General features: G+C 74.2%; 18 protein-coding genes and 7 tRNA genes. 15 read left to right on the forward strand and 10 right to left on the reverse strand.

Going from position 1 to position 15,150, the window contains the following annotated elements; translation table 11 throughout:
• The first annotated feature begins 135 nt into the window (after positions 1–135).
• The 3 genes from cobA (at position 136) to QPK52_RS22580 (ending at position 2,719) form a co-directional block, all read left to right on the forward strand.
• The gene (gene cobA, locus QPK52_RS22570) at positions 136–1,368 is read left to right on the forward strand and encodes a uroporphyrinogen-III C-methyltransferase (protein WP_410539275.1); all 1,233 of its coding nucleotides are present in this window, start codon (positions 136–138) and stop codon (positions 1,366–1,368) included.
• 56 nt (positions 1,369–1,424) lie between these two features.
• Positions 1,425–2,261 (forward strand): TrmH family RNA methyltransferase, encoded by an 837-nt coding sequence (locus QPK52_RS22575; protein ID WP_410539276.1) that lies wholly within the window; start codon positions 1,425–1,427, stop codon positions 2,259–2,261.
• Positions 2,262–2,506: 245 nt separating this feature from the next.
• The gene (locus tag QPK52_RS22580) at positions 2,507–2,719 is read left to right on the forward strand and encodes a hypothetical protein (protein WP_093662464.1); all 213 of its coding nucleotides are present in this window, start codon (positions 2,507–2,509) and stop codon (positions 2,717–2,719) included.
• Between the two features lie 19 nt (positions 2,720–2,738).
• Here the strand turns inward: QPK52_RS22580 and QPK52_RS22585 are convergent, their stop codons facing one another.
• Complete coding sequence (locus QPK52_RS22585; protein WP_410539277.1) at positions 2,739–4,106, reverse strand: serine/threonine-protein kinase; 1,368 nt, start codon at positions 4,104–4,106, stop codon at positions 2,739–2,741.
• Positions 4,107–4,353: 247 nt separating this feature from the next.
• Between QPK52_RS22585 and QPK52_RS22590 the strand changes: the two genes are divergently transcribed.
• From QPK52_RS22590 to QPK52_RS22605, 4 genes are all read left to right on the forward strand, one after another.
• The gene (locus QPK52_RS22590; RefSeq protein WP_093662468.1) at positions 4,354–4,596 is read left to right on the forward strand and encodes a hypothetical protein; all 243 of its coding nucleotides are present in this window, start codon (positions 4,354–4,356) and stop codon (positions 4,594–4,596) included.
• 245 nt (positions 4,597–4,841) lie between these two features.
• A complete protein-coding gene (locus tag QPK52_RS22595) occupies positions 4,842–5,051 on the forward strand; it encodes a hypothetical protein (protein ID WP_410539278.1) in 210 nt (69 codons plus the stop codon).
• 189 nt (positions 5,052–5,240) lie between these two features.
• Positions 5,241–6,233 (forward strand): phosphotransferase family protein, encoded by a 993-nt coding sequence (locus tag QPK52_RS22600; RefSeq protein WP_410539279.1) that lies wholly within the window; start codon positions 5,241–5,243, stop codon positions 6,231–6,233.
• A 136-nt stretch (positions 6,234–6,369) separates the two neighbouring features.
• Positions 6,370–6,645, forward strand: coding sequence for a zf-TFIIB domain-containing protein (locus tag QPK52_RS22605; protein WP_410539280.1), 276 nt, complete (start codon positions 6,370–6,372; stop codon positions 6,643–6,645).
• A gap of 82 nt (positions 6,646–6,727) precedes the next feature.
• Here QPK52_RS22605 and QPK52_RS22610 read toward each other — a convergent pair.
• From QPK52_RS22610 to QPK52_RS22635, 6 genes are all read right to left on the reverse strand, one after another.
• A tRNA-Val gene (locus QPK52_RS22610) sits at positions 6,728–6,799 on the reverse strand.
• Between the two features lie 18 nt (positions 6,800–6,817).
• A tRNA-Val gene (locus QPK52_RS22615) sits at positions 6,818–6,891 on the reverse strand.
• A 16-nt stretch (positions 6,892–6,907) separates the two neighbouring features.
• A tRNA-Val gene (locus tag QPK52_RS22620) sits at positions 6,908–6,979 on the reverse strand.
• A 27-nt stretch (positions 6,980–7,006) separates the two neighbouring features.
• Positions 7,007–7,078: transfer RNA gene (locus QPK52_RS22625), tRNA-Val, on the reverse strand.
• 1 nt (position 7,079) lies between these two features.
• Positions 7,080–7,150, reverse strand: a tRNA-Cys gene (locus tag QPK52_RS22630).
• Positions 7,151–7,177: 27 nt separating this feature from the next.
• Positions 7,178–7,250, reverse strand: a tRNA-Gly gene (locus QPK52_RS22635).
• Between the two features lie 135 nt (positions 7,251–7,385).
• Between QPK52_RS22635 and QPK52_RS22640 the strand changes: the two genes are divergently transcribed.
• The 3 genes from QPK52_RS22640 to QPK52_RS22650 all read left to right on the forward strand — a co-directional run bounded on the left by QPK52_RS22640 (position 7,386) and on the right by QPK52_RS22650 (position 10,243).
• Positions 7,386–8,501: a chorismate-binding protein gene (locus tag QPK52_RS22640; RefSeq protein WP_410539281.1), complete on the forward strand. Its 1,116-nt coding sequence runs from the start codon at positions 7,386–7,388 to the stop codon at positions 8,499–8,501.
• A complete protein-coding gene (locus QPK52_RS22645; protein ID WP_410539282.1) occupies positions 8,498–9,322 on the forward strand; it encodes an aminotransferase class IV in 825 nt (274 codons plus the stop codon). The genes QPK52_RS22640 and QPK52_RS22645 overlap by 4 nt, the downstream gene beginning before the upstream one ends.
• A gap of 90 nt (positions 9,323–9,412) precedes the next feature.
• Positions 9,413–10,243 carry a GNAT family N-acetyltransferase gene (locus QPK52_RS22650; protein WP_410539284.1) on the forward strand — a complete coding sequence of 277 codons (831 nt, stop codon included), beginning with the start codon at positions 9,413–9,415 and terminating at the stop codon, positions 10,241–10,243.
• Here QPK52_RS22650 and QPK52_RS22655 read toward each other — a convergent pair.
• On the reverse strand, positions 10,240–10,773 hold the full coding sequence (locus tag QPK52_RS22655) for a DsbA family protein (protein WP_410539285.1): 534 nt from the start codon (positions 10,771–10,773) through the stop codon (positions 10,240–10,242). The two genes, QPK52_RS22650 and QPK52_RS22655, sit on opposite strands and share 4 nt — an antisense overlap.
• A gap of 139 nt (positions 10,774–10,912) precedes the next feature.
• On the opposite strand from QPK52_RS22655, the gene QPK52_RS22660 reads away from it, so the two are divergent.
• Positions 10,913–11,389 carry a hypothetical protein gene (locus QPK52_RS22660; RefSeq protein ID WP_410539286.1) on the forward strand — a complete coding sequence of 159 codons (477 nt, stop codon included), beginning with the start codon at positions 10,913–10,915 and terminating at the stop codon, positions 11,387–11,389.
• A 74-nt stretch (positions 11,390–11,463) separates the two neighbouring features.
• Positions 11,464–11,706, forward strand: a complete 243-nt coding sequence (locus tag QPK52_RS22665; protein ID WP_410540492.1) for a hypothetical protein — start codon at positions 11,464–11,466, stop codon at positions 11,704–11,706.
• A 49-nt stretch (positions 11,707–11,755) separates the two neighbouring features.
• Here the strand turns inward: QPK52_RS22665 and QPK52_RS22670 are convergent, their stop codons facing one another.
• Both QPK52_RS22670 and QPK52_RS22675 read right to left on the reverse strand, forming a co-directional pair.
• Positions 11,756–12,316 carry a CGNR zinc finger domain-containing protein gene (locus QPK52_RS22670; protein ID WP_093662486.1) on the reverse strand — a complete coding sequence of 187 codons (561 nt, stop codon included), beginning with the start codon at positions 12,314–12,316 and terminating at the stop codon, positions 11,756–11,758.
• A gap of 192 nt (positions 12,317–12,508) precedes the next feature.
• Positions 12,509–12,922 carry an SsgA family sporulation/cell division regulator gene (locus tag QPK52_RS22675; RefSeq protein WP_003959770.1) on the reverse strand — a complete coding sequence of 138 codons (414 nt, stop codon included), beginning with the start codon at positions 12,920–12,922 and terminating at the stop codon, positions 12,509–12,511.
• Positions 12,923–13,043: 121 nt separating this feature from the next.
• On the opposite strand from QPK52_RS22675, the gene QPK52_RS22680 reads away from it, so the two are divergent.
• From QPK52_RS22680 to QPK52_RS22690, 3 genes are all read left to right on the forward strand, one after another.
• Positions 13,044–13,508, forward strand: coding sequence for a TIGR02611 family protein (locus QPK52_RS22680; RefSeq protein ID WP_410539291.1), 465 nt, complete (start codon positions 13,044–13,046; stop codon positions 13,506–13,508).
• Between the two features lie 76 nt (positions 13,509–13,584).
• A tRNA-Val gene (locus QPK52_RS22685) sits at positions 13,585–13,656 on the forward strand.
• Positions 13,657–13,878: 222 nt separating this feature from the next.
• On the forward strand, positions 13,879–15,150 hold the full coding sequence (locus QPK52_RS22690; RefSeq protein WP_410539292.1) for an ABC transporter substrate-binding protein: 1,272 nt from the start codon (positions 13,879–13,881) through the stop codon (positions 15,148–15,150).

The following is a 15,150-nucleotide window of genomic DNA, read 5'->3' on the forward strand; positions in this document are numbered from 1 at the left end:
TCCGGTGACCTGCGGCACAGCGTGTCCGGGCCGCCGCGTCGTACGCTGCCCGCACCCGCTGCCCTCCGCAGCCAGTCCCGTTCCCGCCGCTCCACCGCCGCAGCGGCCCGCGATCCTCCAAGGAGCCGCACCGCCATGTCCGAGCACTCCGCGCACCCCGCCTACCCCGTGGGCCTGCGTCTGACCGGGCGCCGTGTGGTCGTCCTCGGCGGCGGGACCGTCGCCCAGCGGCGGCTGCCCGCGCTGCTGGCCGCGGGCGCCGACGTCCTGCTGATCGCGCCCTCGGCCACCCCCTCGGTGGAGGCCATGGCCGAGGCGGGCGAGCTGCGCTGGGAGCGCCGCGCCTACCGTCCGGGCGATCTGGACGGCGCCTGGTACGCGGTCGTCGCCACCGACGACGCCGAGGCCAACGCGGCCGCCTCCGCCGAGGCCGAGGAGCGCCGGGTGTGGTGCGTCCGCAGCGACGACGCCGACGCCGCCACCGCCTGGACCCCGGCCACCGGACGCAGCGAGGGCGTCACCGTCGCCGTCCTCACCGGACGCGATCCGCGCCGCTCGGCAGCCGTGCGCGACGCCGTGGTCGAGGGCCTGCGCGACGGCACCCTGACCGCCCCCCGGCACCGCGCCCGCAGGGCGGGCGTCGCCCTGGTCGGCGGGGGCCCGGGCGACCCGGACCTGATCACCGTGCGCGGCCGCCGGCTGCTGGCCGAGGCGGACGTGGTGATCGCCGACCGGCTCGGCCCGCGCGACCTGCTGGACGAACTGCCTCCGCACGTCGAGGTGATCGACGCGGCCAAGATCCCCTACGGCCGGGCGATGGCCCAGGAGGCCATCAACGCCGCGCTCGTGGAGCACGCCAGGGCCGGGAGGTTCGTCGTGCGCCTCAAGGGCGGGGACCCCTATGTCTTCGGCCGCGGCATGGAGGAGGCGCAGGCGCTCGCCGAGGCCGGGATCCCGGTCACCGTGGTGCCCGGCATCTCCAGCTCCATCAGTGTGCCCGGCGCCGCGGGCATCCCGGTCACGCACCGCGGGGTGGCCCATGAGTTCACCGTCGTCAGCGGCCATGTCGCTCCCGGTGATCCGCGTTCGCTGGTGGACTGGGCGGCCCTGGCGAAGCTGCGCGGCACCCTGGTGATGCTGATGGCGGTGGAGCGCGTCGGCGCCATCGCCGAGGCCCTCATCGAGCACGGACGGGCCCCGGACACGCCCGTCGCCCTGGTCCAGGAGGGCACCATGGCCGGCCAGCGCCGGGTGGACGCCACGCTGGCGACCGCGGCGCGCACGGTCGAGAAGGAGGGCGTACGCCCGCCCGCGGTGATCGTCGTCGGCGAGGTGGTCGGCGTGAACCGGGCCGAGACCGGCCGGTGACGGCGCCGGGGGCCGGGGGGACCGGAGGGACCGGGGGAGAGGACGAGGAGACCGCCGTGGCGGAAGGCGCGACCGGGGCGGCCCGGGGCCCGATCACCGTCGAGGACCCCGGAGATCCGCGCCTGGGCGACTACACCGGCCTGACCGACGTCCGGCTGAGGCGTGTGCGCGAACCGGCGGAGGGCCTGTTCATCGCCGAGGGCGAGAAGGTCATCCGGCGAGCCCTCGCGGCCGGCTACGAGATGCGGTCGATGCTGCTGACGCCCAAGTGGGCCGAGGCGATGCGCGACGTGATCGCCTCGGTCCGGGTGCCCGTCTACAGCGTCGGCCCGGAGGTGGCCGAGCGGGTGACGGGCTACCACGTGCACCGCGGGGCCCTGGCCTCGATGCGCCGCAAGCCCCTCCCGAGCCCGGCGGACCTGCTGGCGCACGCGCGCCGGGTGGCGGTGCTGGAGGCGGTGAACGACCACACCAACGTCGGCGCCCTGTTCCGCAGTGCCGCGGCGCTGGGCATGGACGCGGTACTGCTCTCCCCGGACTGCGCCGACCCCCTCTACCGGCGCTCGGTCAAGGTCTCCATGGGCGCGGTCCTCCAGGTGCCGTGGACCAGGCTGGAGTCCTGGCCGGAGGACGTCGGGGTGCTGAGGGAGGCGGGATACGTCACGGCGGCGCTCGCCCTGGACGAGGACGCGGTCGACCTCGGCGAGTTCGCGGCCCGCCGGCCCTCCAGGCTCGCCCTGATCCTCGGCTCCGAGGGGGACGGCCTGCGCCCGTCCACGGTCGCGGCCGCCGACGTGACCGTGCGGATCCCCATGAGCGCGGGCGTCGACTCCCTCAACGTCGCCGCGGCCGCGGCCGTGGCCTTCTACGCGACAGGCCCCGCCGCGGGGTGAATCCGTCCGGGCGCCCCTGTCCGCCAAAGCGGGCATCTCGTGACACTGCGTGATAAAGTGAGCGCGCCAGTACTCGGTCGGCGCGGCCGACGGCGGGCCGACCGCCGCCCCGGCCCGCTCACGTCGATGAAACGCAGGTCTGTACTGGGGGTGCAGACCTCGACTTTGCCCCATCCAGAGGATGGTCGGGTTGAGGCCGTTCGAACTCGGTCCGGCCGTCCTTCCGAAGGGAAGGAAGACGACCGATGAGCACCCAGCCCGTTTCACACCCCCCGGTGGTCAGAGCCCTGTGGGTCCTGGTGGCCGTGTTGTTCTCCACCCTGGTCGCCCTGGTCGCGGGCATCCTCTCCGGCGCCGCGGGCAGCCCCTTCCCCGAGGCCGTGCTGCACGCCGGCGGCGCCTTCGCCGCGGCCCTTCCGCTGTGCCTGACCGTCCTGTCCGCGCTCGGCGCGCTGTAGGCGCCGGGGTGAGGGGGCGTCAACGGGCGGGGCGCCCGGCCGAGTCGGCGGAGTCCGGCCGCCCGGCCCCGGACACCGCCCCGGCCACGCCCGCGTCCGCGGCGCCGACGGCCGGATCCGCGGAAGGCCCCAGCCCCCGGGCCGGCCCCTGACAGCCCTGCGCCGTCGCGATCCCGAGTGCGACCAGCAGCGTCACCGTCACGAACACCACCAGGCGCTGGCGCAGCAGACGGGGGTCGGCCGGCCGCCGCGCACCCGGCCGGGTGCCGCCCGCGGTGCGCACCGGACGCCGGGCCGAGGATCCTCCCGCGGTGCCGCCCGCCCGCCCTCCGGCGGACGGCCGGGCGCTATTCCGGGGCGGTGTGCGCGGTACCGGGCCCCGGGACGTGACCGCCCCGTCCCGTCCGGCGAGGCCCGTGCGACCGGGAGCCCCCTGGGAGCCGCGGCCGCCCGAGGGGCGGTCGCCGTCGCGCGAGGTGCGCTGCCGCAGGTACTGCTCGGCCCGCTTCCCGGTCGGCCGCACCGGACGTACGGCCGCCCCCGTGGCGGCGCCCTCCGGCAGCCCGCGTGCCTCCCGGGCGGCGATCTCCCGCAGCCGCAGCGACAGTTGCAGTGTGCTCGGCCGGTCCTCCGGATCCTTCGCCAGACACGCCCTCACCAGTGGCGCCAACGCCGCGTGCACACCGTGCAGCTGGGGCTCCTCGTGCACCACCCGGTACAGCATCACCTCCGAACTGCCCTGCCCGAAGGGCGAGTCCGCGGTCGCCGCGTACGCCAGCGTCGCGCCCAGCGAGAACACGTCCGTCGCCGGGGTCACCGCCGCCCCCCGTACCTGCTCGGGCGCCAGGAAGCCCGGGGAGCCCACCGCCGTGCCGACGTGCGTGAGGGTGCTGGCGCCGGTCGCCCAGGCGATGCCGAAGTCGATGATGCGCGGACCCTTGGGCGACAGCAGGATGTTCGACGGCTTCAGATCCCGGTGCACCACACCGGCCTCGTGCACCGCCACCAGCCCCTCGGCCAGCGCCGCACCGATCGAGGCGACCTGCGCGGCGGGCAGCGGGCCCTCCTCGTTCACCTTGTCGTGCAGCGACGGACCCGGCACGTACTGCGTGGCGAACCACGGGCGGTCCGCTTCCAGGTCCGCCGCCACCAGCCGGGCCGTGCACCCGCCGCGGATCCGGCGGGCGGCCGACACCTCGCGCGCGAAGCGCGAGCGGAACTCGGGGTCCTCCGCGAGATCCGGCCGGATCACCTTCAGCGCCACCCGCTGCCCGCGCCGGTCGGAGCCGAGGTACACCACGCCCATGCCGCCCGCGCCCAGCCGCCGGTGGAGCCTGAACGAGCCGACGACTCGCGGGTCCTCGCGCCGGAGCCGCATCATCGCCATGTCCTTCCCCTACCTCCGGCCGGGAGGCCCGTCCCGCCCCGTTGGGGCGGCCCTGCACTGCCCGGTCCCTCTGACGTGCCACAGCTTACGGACTGCGGCCCCTCCGCGCCGACAGGCCGCGCATGCGGACCGTGCCGGTTGTCAGTGCCCGGTGGGAGACTGAGGGAGTGGGCGCGCGGCGGTCAGGGGTGGGGAAAGCCCTGCTCAGGAGGCGTCCTGCAGGCATTCCCGGAAGGGGGATCGCACGATGAAGGGCGACTGGGTGGAGATCGTGGTGGACGCCGGAGACACCACCCGTACCTATGAGATGGCGGCCACGCGTGCGGGTCGGCGCGTGGAGACGCAGGTGCGCAGGGGAGTGGTGGAGGTGAGCGAGGTCACCCGCAGCGGCACGGTGGTGCGCACCGCGCGCTTCATGGCCAACCGGGTGCTGGCCCTGGTCGAGCACCCGGTGCCGCGGGAGGACGCCGCGCAGGAGCCGGGGCGCTGACCGGCGGTGCGGCTCGTCCGCTCGGGGTCTCCCCTCCGGGAAGTCCCGGGTCCGGGAGGGCGGTTCTCCACCCTGGGGAGTACCCGGGGCGGACCGGAGTCATCCTGCGGGAGGCCCCCGTTCGGTACGCGGGCATGACGCCCGGGGGCGCCCTTCGCTCCTAGTGTTGTCCTCAAGCGGCGGGTGCAGCACTCGTCCCCCGAGGCCAGACGCCCGCCGCCCCGGATCACGACAGGAGCGGAACCATGGCGCACACAGCAGAGCGCCCGGCGGCCCGGGCACGTGGGCGCCTGGCGGATCTCGCGGCCCTCGGCACCCGGCCGGGCGGCCGCCGCCACCCGCTGGTGGCCGCCGTCATGGTCCTTCCGCTGGCCGTGCTGCTGGCCGTCGTCTTCGGCGGTGTGGAAGCGGTGATCACACAGGCGTCGTCCGTGGCCGGACTGCTGGGGTTCTGACACAGGGCCCCGGGCTCGGGAGAGCGGCCCGAGCCCGGAACATCCGGTCACCCAACCCCGTGGGGACGGGGGTACGGCGGACGGCGCGGGGCCCGGGCAGGCGGGGAACTGCCCGGGCATCGCGCCGTCCGGGGCCGTACGATCCGCCGCACGGCCCGCGCCCGCGGGCCCGCAACGGACGGGGACACCGTGGCGCACGCACCGCTCACCGCGCATCTCGCGCACCGGGCCGCCTCCGCCCACGCCGCGACCACCGACGGCGCCGCCCGCCCCGTGGTGCTGGCCGAGCGGGCCGACGCCACCGTCGTACGCAGCGGGAGCGTCGTGGCCAAGGCACACGCCCCCGGCGGCGACTCCGGCCGGCTCGCGCTCCGGCTGAGCGTCGCCGCCCACCCGCTGCTGAGCCGCGTCCTGCTCGCGCCGCTGCCCGTCGCCGCGGATCCGCGCAGCGGGGCCCGGGAAGCGGGGAGAGGGCCGGAGAGGCGACTCCTGGACACCCTGCCCGACGGCCGCCCGGTGAGCCTGTGGCCCTACGGCACCCCCGTCGACCCCGGTGCGCCCGAGGCCGCCCCCTGGGAGGCGGTCGGCGCGCTGCTCGCCCGCCTGCACGCCGTACCGCCCGTCGCGCTGCCCGGCCCGCTCCCGCCGATGCGCGGCCCGGCCAAGGCGGCCCGCGCTCTGGAAGTGCTGCGCCGCACCGTCCGACGCACCGCCGCGGTACGGGCCGTCGAGGCGGCCTGGGCCCGTCTGCCCGCGTGGACGCGCGACGAGGCCCCGCCGCCGCGTGCGGACGCCCTCTGCCACGGCGACCTCCACCTGGGGCAACTCGTGCGGCACCCGGCGCACGACGGCCCCTGGCGCCTCATCGACGTGGACGACCTGGGCCTGGGCGACCCGGCCTGGGACCTGGCCCGCCCCGCCGCCTGGTGCGCCACCGGGCTGCTGGCGCCCGCGGACTTCGGCCGCCTCCTCGACGCCTACCGGGCCGCGGGCGGCACCGCGCTCCCCGGCGGCGCGGACGGCCCTCCCCCCGACCCCTGGCCGCGGCTGGACGCGCCCGCGCGGGCGCTGACCGCCCAGCTGGCGGCCCGTGCCCTGGTCAGGGCCGAGGCCGAAGGGCGGGCGCCGGACGAGACCGACCGGGCCCTGGTCGACGCCTGTTCCCGCATAGCGGGGTCCTGAGGAGCCCGCGGGCCCTACGCTGGTGCGCCCGGACGGCCCGCCCCACCGGTCCTGCCGGTGCGCGGACGCATCCAAGTCACCCCCGCAGCGCGTCCGCACAGTCACACGGCCCCTACCGCCACGGAGGCGAGACGCGATGCAGTGCCCCAAGTGCCGAGCGCACATGCAGACCTACAACCGCAGCGGAGTCCAGATCGAGCAGTGCAGCGGCTGCCGGGGGGTCTTCCTCGACTACGGGGAGCTGGAGGCGCTCACCCGCCTCGAGTCGCAGTGGTCGCAGCCCGCCCCGCCTCCGCCGGGACCTGCCGCCCAGCCCTACCCGGCCCCTCCCGCCTGGGGAACCCCGCACCACGGCCACCATGGTCATCACGGCCGCCACAAGAGCTTCAGCCGGATGCTGTTCTCCTCCTGACCGTCAGGTCCCCCCTCCCGGCCGCAGGACGGTCCGGGGCACGGCGAAGGGCCGGAGCACCAGGCTCCGGCCCTTCGGGATGTGGACGATACTGGGATTGAACCAGTGACCTCTTCCGTGTCAGGGAAGCGCTCTCCCGCTGAGCTAATCGTCCGCAGTGCGGTGTGCCGCGTGCGCGATACTGGGATTGAACCAGTGACCTCTTCCGTGTCAGGGAAGCGCTCTCCCGCTGAGCTAATCGTCCGCAGTGCGGTGTGCCGCGTGCGCGATACTGGGATTGAACCAGTGACCTCTTCCGTGTCAGGGAAGCGCTCTCCCGCTGAGCTAATCGCGCGGAACAAGGACCCCGAGGGGCCCTCGGTGGACGATACTGGGATTGAACCAGTGACCTCTTCCGTGTCAGGGAAGCGCTCTCCCGCTGAGCTAATCGTCCGAGGTGGAGACGGGATTTGAACCCGTGTAGACGGCTTTGCAGGCCGTTGCCTCGCCTCTCGGCCACTCCACCAGTGCGGGGGCCGCAGGGCCCCCATCGAGCGGACGACGAGACTCGAACTCGCGACATCCACCTTGGCAAGGTGGTGCTCTACCAACTGAGCTACGTCCGCAGTGCCTCTCCCGGGGCGGTGCTCGGGAGCTGCCGTCACCGCCCGCTGCCGCGCTCGGTGACGACATGAACTCTAGCGGATTCCCGGGCCAGCTCAAATTCCGTTTCCCCAGCGTGCCCGCCGTAGACTCGCCGCGTGCACGATCCGGCCCCTCTCGCCCGCTTCGGCGGTCTTGTCGCCACCGACCTGCGGGACGTCACCAGCGATCCCACCGCCCTGGACTCCACCGGCTGGTGGGCGGTGGTCGCCGACTTCGAGGGCCGCCTGGTCTGCGCCCGCTTCGGCGATGTGCGGCCCGCCCCCGTACCCCGCCCCCGTCCGGGGCGCTGGCGCGGACCGGACGCCGGCGCCTGGACGTCGTCCCTGGACCGCGCCGCCTACACCGCGGGCGTGCGGCGCATACGCGAGCACATAGCGGCGGGCGAGGTCTACCAGGCCAACCTCTGCCGCGTGCTCACCGCGCCGCTGCCCGACCCGGCAGCCGCCGACCCCGACGAACTGACCGCGCTCCTGGCGCTCGGCAACCCCGCCCCCCACGCCGGCACCGTCCGCCTCCCCGCCCACGGGGTCGAGGTCGCCACGGCCTCGCCCGAGCTGTACCTCGCCCGCCGCGGACGCACCGTGGAGTCCCGTCCCATCAAGGGCACCGGGCGTACGGCCGCCGACCTGCTGGACAAGGACCGCGCGGAGAACGTGATGATCGTGGACCTGGTCCGCAACGACCTCGGCCGCGTCAGCGCCACCGGATCGGTCACCGTCCCCGCCCTGTGCGCCGTCGAGCCGCACCCCGGACTCGTCCACCTCGTCTCCACCGTCCGCGGCGAACTGGCCCCGGGGGCCGGCTGGGCCGAGCTGCTGGAGCACACCTTCCCGCCCGGATCGGTCACCGGCGCCCCCAAGTCCAGTGCCCTGCGCGTCATCCGCTCGCTGGAGACCGCCCCGCGCGGCCCGTACTGCGGCGGCATCGGCTGGGTGGACGCCGACCGCGGCACCGGAGCGCTGGCGGTGGGCATCCGCACCTTCTGGATCGACCGCACCGCGCCCGGCGGCCCGGCGCTGCGCTTCGGCACCGGCGCCGGGATCACCTGGGGTTCGGATCCGGAGCGGGAGTGGGAGGAGACCGAGCTCAAGGCGGAGCGGCTGCTCGCGGTAGCGTCGGGGGAGTACGCGAAGACGCCTTCCGCGAGCGGCGCGATCCGGACCACCGGCGCGGCGAGCACGGCGGGCGGGACCGGAGGAGCTGGGGCATGACGCTGATCTGGGTGGACGGAGAACTGCGGGACGCCGACGCCGCGCGGGTGTCCGTGCTCGACCACGGACTGACCGTCGGCGACGGGGTCTTCGAGACGGTCAAGGCCGTCGACGGGCGCACCTTCGCCCTCACCCGCCATCTGGAGCGCCTGGCCGTCTCCGCCCGCGGCCTGGGCCTGCCCGAGCCGGACCGGGACGAGGTGCGCCGCGCCTGCGCCGCCGTGGTGGAGGCCAACCCCGTGCCGCTGGGCCGGCTGCGGATCACCTACACCGGTGGGCTCTCCCCCCTCGGCTCCGACCGCGGTGACGCCGGGCCCACCCTGGTCGTCGCCGTCGGCGAGGCGAAGCCCCGCCCCGACACCACCGCCGTCGTCACCGTCCCCTGGGTCCGCAACGAGCGCGGCGCGCTGGCCGGTCTGAAGACCACCTCCTACGCCGAGAACGTCGTCGCGCTGGCCCACGCCCACCGGCAGGGCGCCTCCGAGGCCCTGTTCGGCAACACCGTCGGGCGGTTGTGCGAGGGCACCGGCTCCAACGTCTTCGTCGTCCTCGACGGAGAGGTGCACACCCCGCCGCTCGCCTCCGGCTGCCTGGCCGGGATCACCCGCGCGCTGGTGGCCGAGTGGACGGGTGCGCAGGAGACCGATCTGCCGATGGACATCCTGGAGCGGGCCGAGGAGGTCTTCCTCACCTCCACCCTGCGCGACGTCCAGGCCGTCCACCGGATCGACGGACGCGAACTGCCCTCCGCGCCGGGACCGGTCACGGCCAAGGCGATGCGGATCTTCGCCGAGCGCTCGGCGGCCGACATCGACCCGTGAGGCGGCGGCCGCGCCCCCGGTGCCCCGGTGTCCCCGGTCTTCCCGTGTCCCGGTGACGGGCGGGGCGCCGAGGTGGGTAGAACCCAGTCGATGACCACCACCCTGCGCCCCACCGGACCCGAGCGGCGCGCCGCGGACGGCGCCCGCTCCCGCTCGTACGACATCTGCGTCAACGGCCGCCCCGTCGGCCGTGTGCGGCTGGCCGCGGACGGACGCCTCGGCCCGTCGGCCGGCCGCATCGAGGAACTCGCCGTCCACGGACCCGACCGCCGCAGGGGCCGGGCCACCGTCGCCGCGCTCGCGGCCGAGGAGGTGCTGCGCGGCTGGGGCTGCCGCCGGATCGAGGCGAGCGTCCCGGCGGACGCCGGTCCCGCCCTGCGGCTGGCCGCGGCCCTGGGGTACGCCGAGCGCAGCCGGAGCATGGCCAAGGAGCTGTCCGAGCCGCCCGTACTGCCCGGCGGCAGCGTGGTGCGCCCCCTGGGGGCGGACGAGTACCCGGCTTGGCTGGAGAGCCGCCGGGAGGCCTACGCCCGCGTCTGGGCCGGGTGGGGGACGGACCCGGAGTGGGCCCGCCTCAGGTCCGAGGCCGACCACGCCGGGCTGCTGCCCGACGGGCCGGACACCGCGGGCACCGCCCTGCGCGTCCTCGTCCACGAGGGAGAGGACGTCGGCACGCTCTGGCTGGCGACGGCCCGTGCGCGCGGATCCGGCGCCTGGGTCTTCGACGTCGAGGTGGCCCCGTCACACCGCGGCCGGGGCCACGGCCGGACGCTGATGCTCGCCGCCGAGCGCGAGTGCCTGGCGGCCGGGGTGCGCACGCTCGGGCTCAACGTCTTCACGGACAACGCCGCGGCCCTGCGGCTGTACGAGTCGCTCGGCCACCGGCCGACCGCCCACCACCTGCACAAGCCGCTGCTCTAGCCGTGCCGCCCGGTCCCCTCCCCGGACCCGGCCAGCAGCCGGTCGGCGATCTCCTCGATCCGCTCGCGCAGGCCGTCCTGGCTCTTGCCGCCGTCCAGCCGCTCGCCGCCGATCACATAGGTCGGGGTGCCGGTGACCCCGATCGCCCGGCCCTCGGCCTGGTCGGCGTCGACGACCAGCAGATGCCGCCCGTCGACCAGGGCGGTGTCCATCTCCTCGGCGTCCAGACCCGTCTCCCGGGCCACCTCCAGCAGCAGTTCCTCGCCGCGCTCGCCCAGCTCCCCGGCGCGGGCCAGGACCGCCTCGGCGTACTCGTCGCCGCGGCCCTGCGCGTACGCCTCCTCGGCGGCCTGGGCGGCTGCGTAGGAGTGGCGGTGCTTGTCCAGGGGGAAGTGGCGCAGCCGGATCTCCAGGGCGTCGCCGTACCGCTCGCGCAGCACGCGCAGGTCGGCCATGGCCCGGTAGCAGTCCGGGCACTGCAGCTCGCACCAGACGTCCAGGACGGGGCGGGCGGGGCGGGTGTCGTTCATGCGGACAGTCTCCCAGTCCGGCCCGGGGAGGAGACCGTGAGGTCCGGGAAGGGGGCCGGGGCCGGGGGATCCCGGAAATCTCCCCGGGCCACGGGGCCGGGCATGGCACATACGGGGCGGGAAGCGGCACGATGGATACATGCTGACCACGACCGTCTGCGCGGCGCTCTCCGCGGCGGGACTGGCCGTCGCCTTCCTGACGGCCTACCGCCGCCGCTTCGCCGCGGCCACCCGTATAGCGGCCCTCTCCCTGGTGCCCGTCGGACTGGCGATGTCCGGCCTGCTGGGAATGTTCGGCGAGATCGGAGGGGCGGTGGCGTCCTGGGCCTCGGGCCTGGTGCTCGAACCCACGGTCTGGGCCGGCTTCGGGGTGCTCGCCGCGGCCCTCGTCCTCTACGTGGTGGGCCGCGCCGCCGGGAGGCGTACGCGTGCCCGCGAGGGCGGCACCGGATCCGGGCGCGGCGGGCGCCGCGCGGCGGAGTCCGCCGCCTCCCGGCCGGCCCTCGGAGGCGAGGGCGCCGGGGGAGGCGGGGGCCGTGAGAAGCGGCCGGCGGGGGCGACCGACGCGGACGACTTCTCGGACATCGAAGCGATTCTGAGGAAACACGGCATCTGAATCCGGTGAACCGGGCCCGCGCGGTGGTGTGTTGAACCGCGCGCCACCTCGGCCTGCGTCATCATCGCGGCGAGATGCGCGACACCACCGACACCACCGACATCACCACCAGCGCCGCCACCGACACGACCGAGGACCGTGCTCCCGGCTCCCCGCACGAGGCGGGCCCCGGCGTACGGCCCGGCGGACCGCCCGCCGGGCTTCCCGAGCCCCGCGGCTGTCTGTTCGCCCTCTCCCAGCCGCCGCTGATGCTCTTCCTGGCCGTCGTCGGCGCACTGGTCTTCCTGGCGGCGGCGCACGACCTGTTCCTGCTCTGACCGCCGGCTGCTCCGCTCCCCGGCCCCGGCGCTCCCCGGCCGGTCCCGGTCAGCTTCCGGAGGCCTCGCGCTGCCGCGCCCGGTAGGCGGCCACGTGCAGACGGTTGCCGCAGGTGCGGCTGTCGCAGTAGCGGCGCGAGCGGTTCCGGGACAGGTCGATGAAGGCACGGCGGCAGTCGGGGGCGGCGCAGCGGCGCAGCCGCTCGCGCTCCCCGGCGACCACCAGGAAGGCCAGGGCCATGCCGCCGTCCGCGGCGAGGTGGTCGGCGAGGGAGGCGCCGGGTGCGAAGTAGTGGATGTGCCAGTCGTAGCCGTCGTGGTCGGTGAGCCGGGGCGTGGTGCCGGCGGCGGCGACCAGTGTGTTCACCAACTCGGCCGCGCGGTGCGCGTCGGAGGCGGCGAAGACCCGCCCGAACTGCTCGCGCACCTCTCGCACGGCGGCCAGGTCCGTCTCGTCCAGGGCGCCCACGTCGCTGACGGCGTTGCGCTCGACGAAGGCGCGCAGCGCGCCGACGTCGGCGAGCGTGTCGGGAGTGTGCTCGTCGGGCGCGGTGTTCAGGAGATCGACGACGGCGTCGAGAGCGCACCGGGTGTCGTGGTTGATCAGCACGGTCGTCGCTCCCTGGCCGGTGTCTCGTCGGCAGCCCTGCGGGCCCTGCTGCGGTGAGACTCTAGTCGCTCCCGGACACGGCGACGCCGCCGCCACGGTGATACGTGGCGGCGGCGTCGCCGTCGCCGGGCCGGGAGGGCCGGGCCCCGAGCCGTCGCCCCGAGTCGGACGGCAGCGGGGTGCCGGCGTCTGTCAGCTCTCCGCGAGGATGTGGGAGAGCTCGGTGTCGAGGTCGAAGTGCCGGTGCTCGGTGCCGGGGGGGACGGCGGCGTCCGTTCGCTTGAGGAAGGACTCCAGGGCCCGCGCGGGGGCCTCCAGCAGCGCCTCGCCCTCCGGTGAGCTGAGAGCGATGCAGACGACGCCCTGACCGTGGCTGCGGGACGGCCAGACACGGACGTCGCCGGTGCCTGTGGGACGGTGCAGGCCTTCGGCGAGGAGGTCGCGGGCGAAAACCCACTCGACGGTCTCCTCGGCACCTGTGTGGAAGGTGGCGTGCACGGCGTAGGGATCGGCCGTGTCATACCGCAGGCCCGCGGGCACAGGCAGGGAGGACTCGCTCGATACAACGAGGCGCAGGTGCAGCTCGCAGCTGACCGTGGTGTTCATAAGCGCCAGGGCCTTTCGCTCAGTGTGCGCTCGGGGATTCGCACGTCGGCGAAATCGACATGCCACCTACGGGATGGGTGTAAACCCCTCTGCCCCTTTTGTTTCCCTTCACATCATTCAGATGGAGGAATGCGGATTTAACCGGTGGTCTGTTCGGGCGAACGGTGCAGAGGCCTCGGGTAATCTGGGGCGGGTGGAAACCGAGAGTAAGGAACGGGCCCTCGGTTCACGGGCGCCGCAGTTCATCAAGGCGTCCCGGGCGCTCCATCTGAGCTGGCAGGTGGGGGTCTTCCTGGTCGGGCTCGCCATCGTGATCGCCGGAGTGCTGATGCTGGCGCTGCCGGGGCCGGGCTGGCTGGTGATCTTCACGGGGCTGGCGGTCTGGGCGACGGAGTTCGTCTGGGCCCAGATCGTCCTGCGGTGGACGCGGCGGAAGGTCTCCGAGGCGGCCAGGCGCGCGCTCGACCCGAAGGTGCGGCGCCGCAACATGGTGCTCACGGTGCTCGGCGTGGCCGTCGCGGCGGCCCTGGTGGCCGTGTACCTGGCGCTGTACGGGACGGCGATGCCGTGGGACGTCGCGAGCTGAGCCGGTGGGAGCCCCGGGGTGGGCGCGAGGGGGTCACGAGCAGTCGCTGACATGCGGTAATGTTGTCGCCGCACCCGGGCGATTAGCTCAGCGGGAGAGCGCTTCGTTCACACCGAAGAGGTCACTGGTTCGATCCCAGTATCGCCCACCGAAGGCCGGGGTCCCGGCAGGCTCGGAGCCTGCCGGGACCCCGGCCTCTTCCATGTGTGGCCCGTGCGCACCCGTACACGCTCCGGATGCCCGCCGGTGAATTCTGTCCGAACCGTTGACGCCTCTGCCGCTCGTCCCTAAGTTAGCCCGGCAAGCGCTTGCCTAAAACGTTTCAAACAACCGGGGTGGCGGGACGAACCCGCCCGGGAGGGGCGTTTCGATGAGTTCTCGACGGAGCAGGACCACGGGCCTGCGGGCGATAGGGGCCGGCCTGGCCGCGCTGGGGCTGCTCGCCTCCGGATGCGGCGGCGGCGACGGAGGCGCGGACGGCAAGGTGACCATCCGCTACTCCTGGTGGGGCGCGCAGGACCGGGCCGACCTGATCAACAGGGCCGTGGACCTGTTCGAGAAGGAGAACCCCGGCATCGAGGTCAAGACCGACTTCCAGGAGTACGGCGACTTCTGGACGAAGTTCAACACCCAGGCCGCGGGCGGCAATCCGCCGGACGTCTTCCAGAACTCCTATGCCTTCCTGCGCAAGTACGGGCAGAAGAACCTGCTGCTGGATCTCGACACCCAGGTGAAGGCGGGCAATCTGAACCTGGACGACTTCCGCCAGGGACTGGGCAGGGCCGGCGAGGTCGACGGAAAGCTGCTGGGCGTGCCGGTCGGCGCCAACACCTTCACCCTCGTCTACGACGTCAAGGCGTTCGAGGAGGCCGGGGTCACCCCCGAGCACGGCTGGACGTGGAAGGAGTTCGACGCGGCCGTCGAGAAGATCAGCGGATCCGGGAAGGACTTCTGGGGCGCCAGCAACAACGGCGGCGTGATGTACCTGTACGACCTCTACCTGCGTCAGCAGGGGAAGGCGTTCTTCACCGAGGACGGGCTCGGCTTCACCGAGGCCGACCTGAAGAAGTGGTGGGGCGACTACCGGGAGAAGCTCGACGACGGCCTGCTCGTCCCGGCCAAGCAGGCCGAGCAGGTCAAGCCCAAGTCCGAGGTCAGCGCCGGCCTGTCGGCCGCCGAGTTCACCTGGGACAACTTCCTGGTCCGCTACGTCTCCGAGACGGACAGGGAACTCGCCCTGGCGCCCATCCCGACCATGGACGGCGAGCGGACCGGGCAGTACCTCTCCTCGCTGATGCTCAGCGCCTCCGCCCGCACCAAGCACCCGGAGGAGGTCGCCAAGTTCATCGACTTCATGGTCAACGACCCCGAGGTCGGGAAGATCATGGGCTACAACCGCGGGGTGCTGCCGACCAACGCGCAGTTCGACGCCTACAAGCCCGAGGGTCCCGACGCCAAGATCGCCGAGTACGAGAAGAGCGTCACCGACTACCTCGAGCCGATCACGCCGCACCCGGCCGGAACCGACACCGTCGAGGCCGCCTTCCTGAGCATCTACGGCTCGGTGGCCCAGGGATCCGTCTCCGTCGACGACGCGGTGTCCCAGTTCTTCGACGAGGCCAAGACCGCCCTCGGCTCCTGA

Source organism: Streptomyces sp. KL2 (assembly GCF_046529545.1).
In the GTDB taxonomy this organism is placed as follows: Bacteria; Actinomycetota; Actinomycetes; order Streptomycetales; family Streptomycetaceae; genus Streptomyces; species Streptomyces radiopugnans.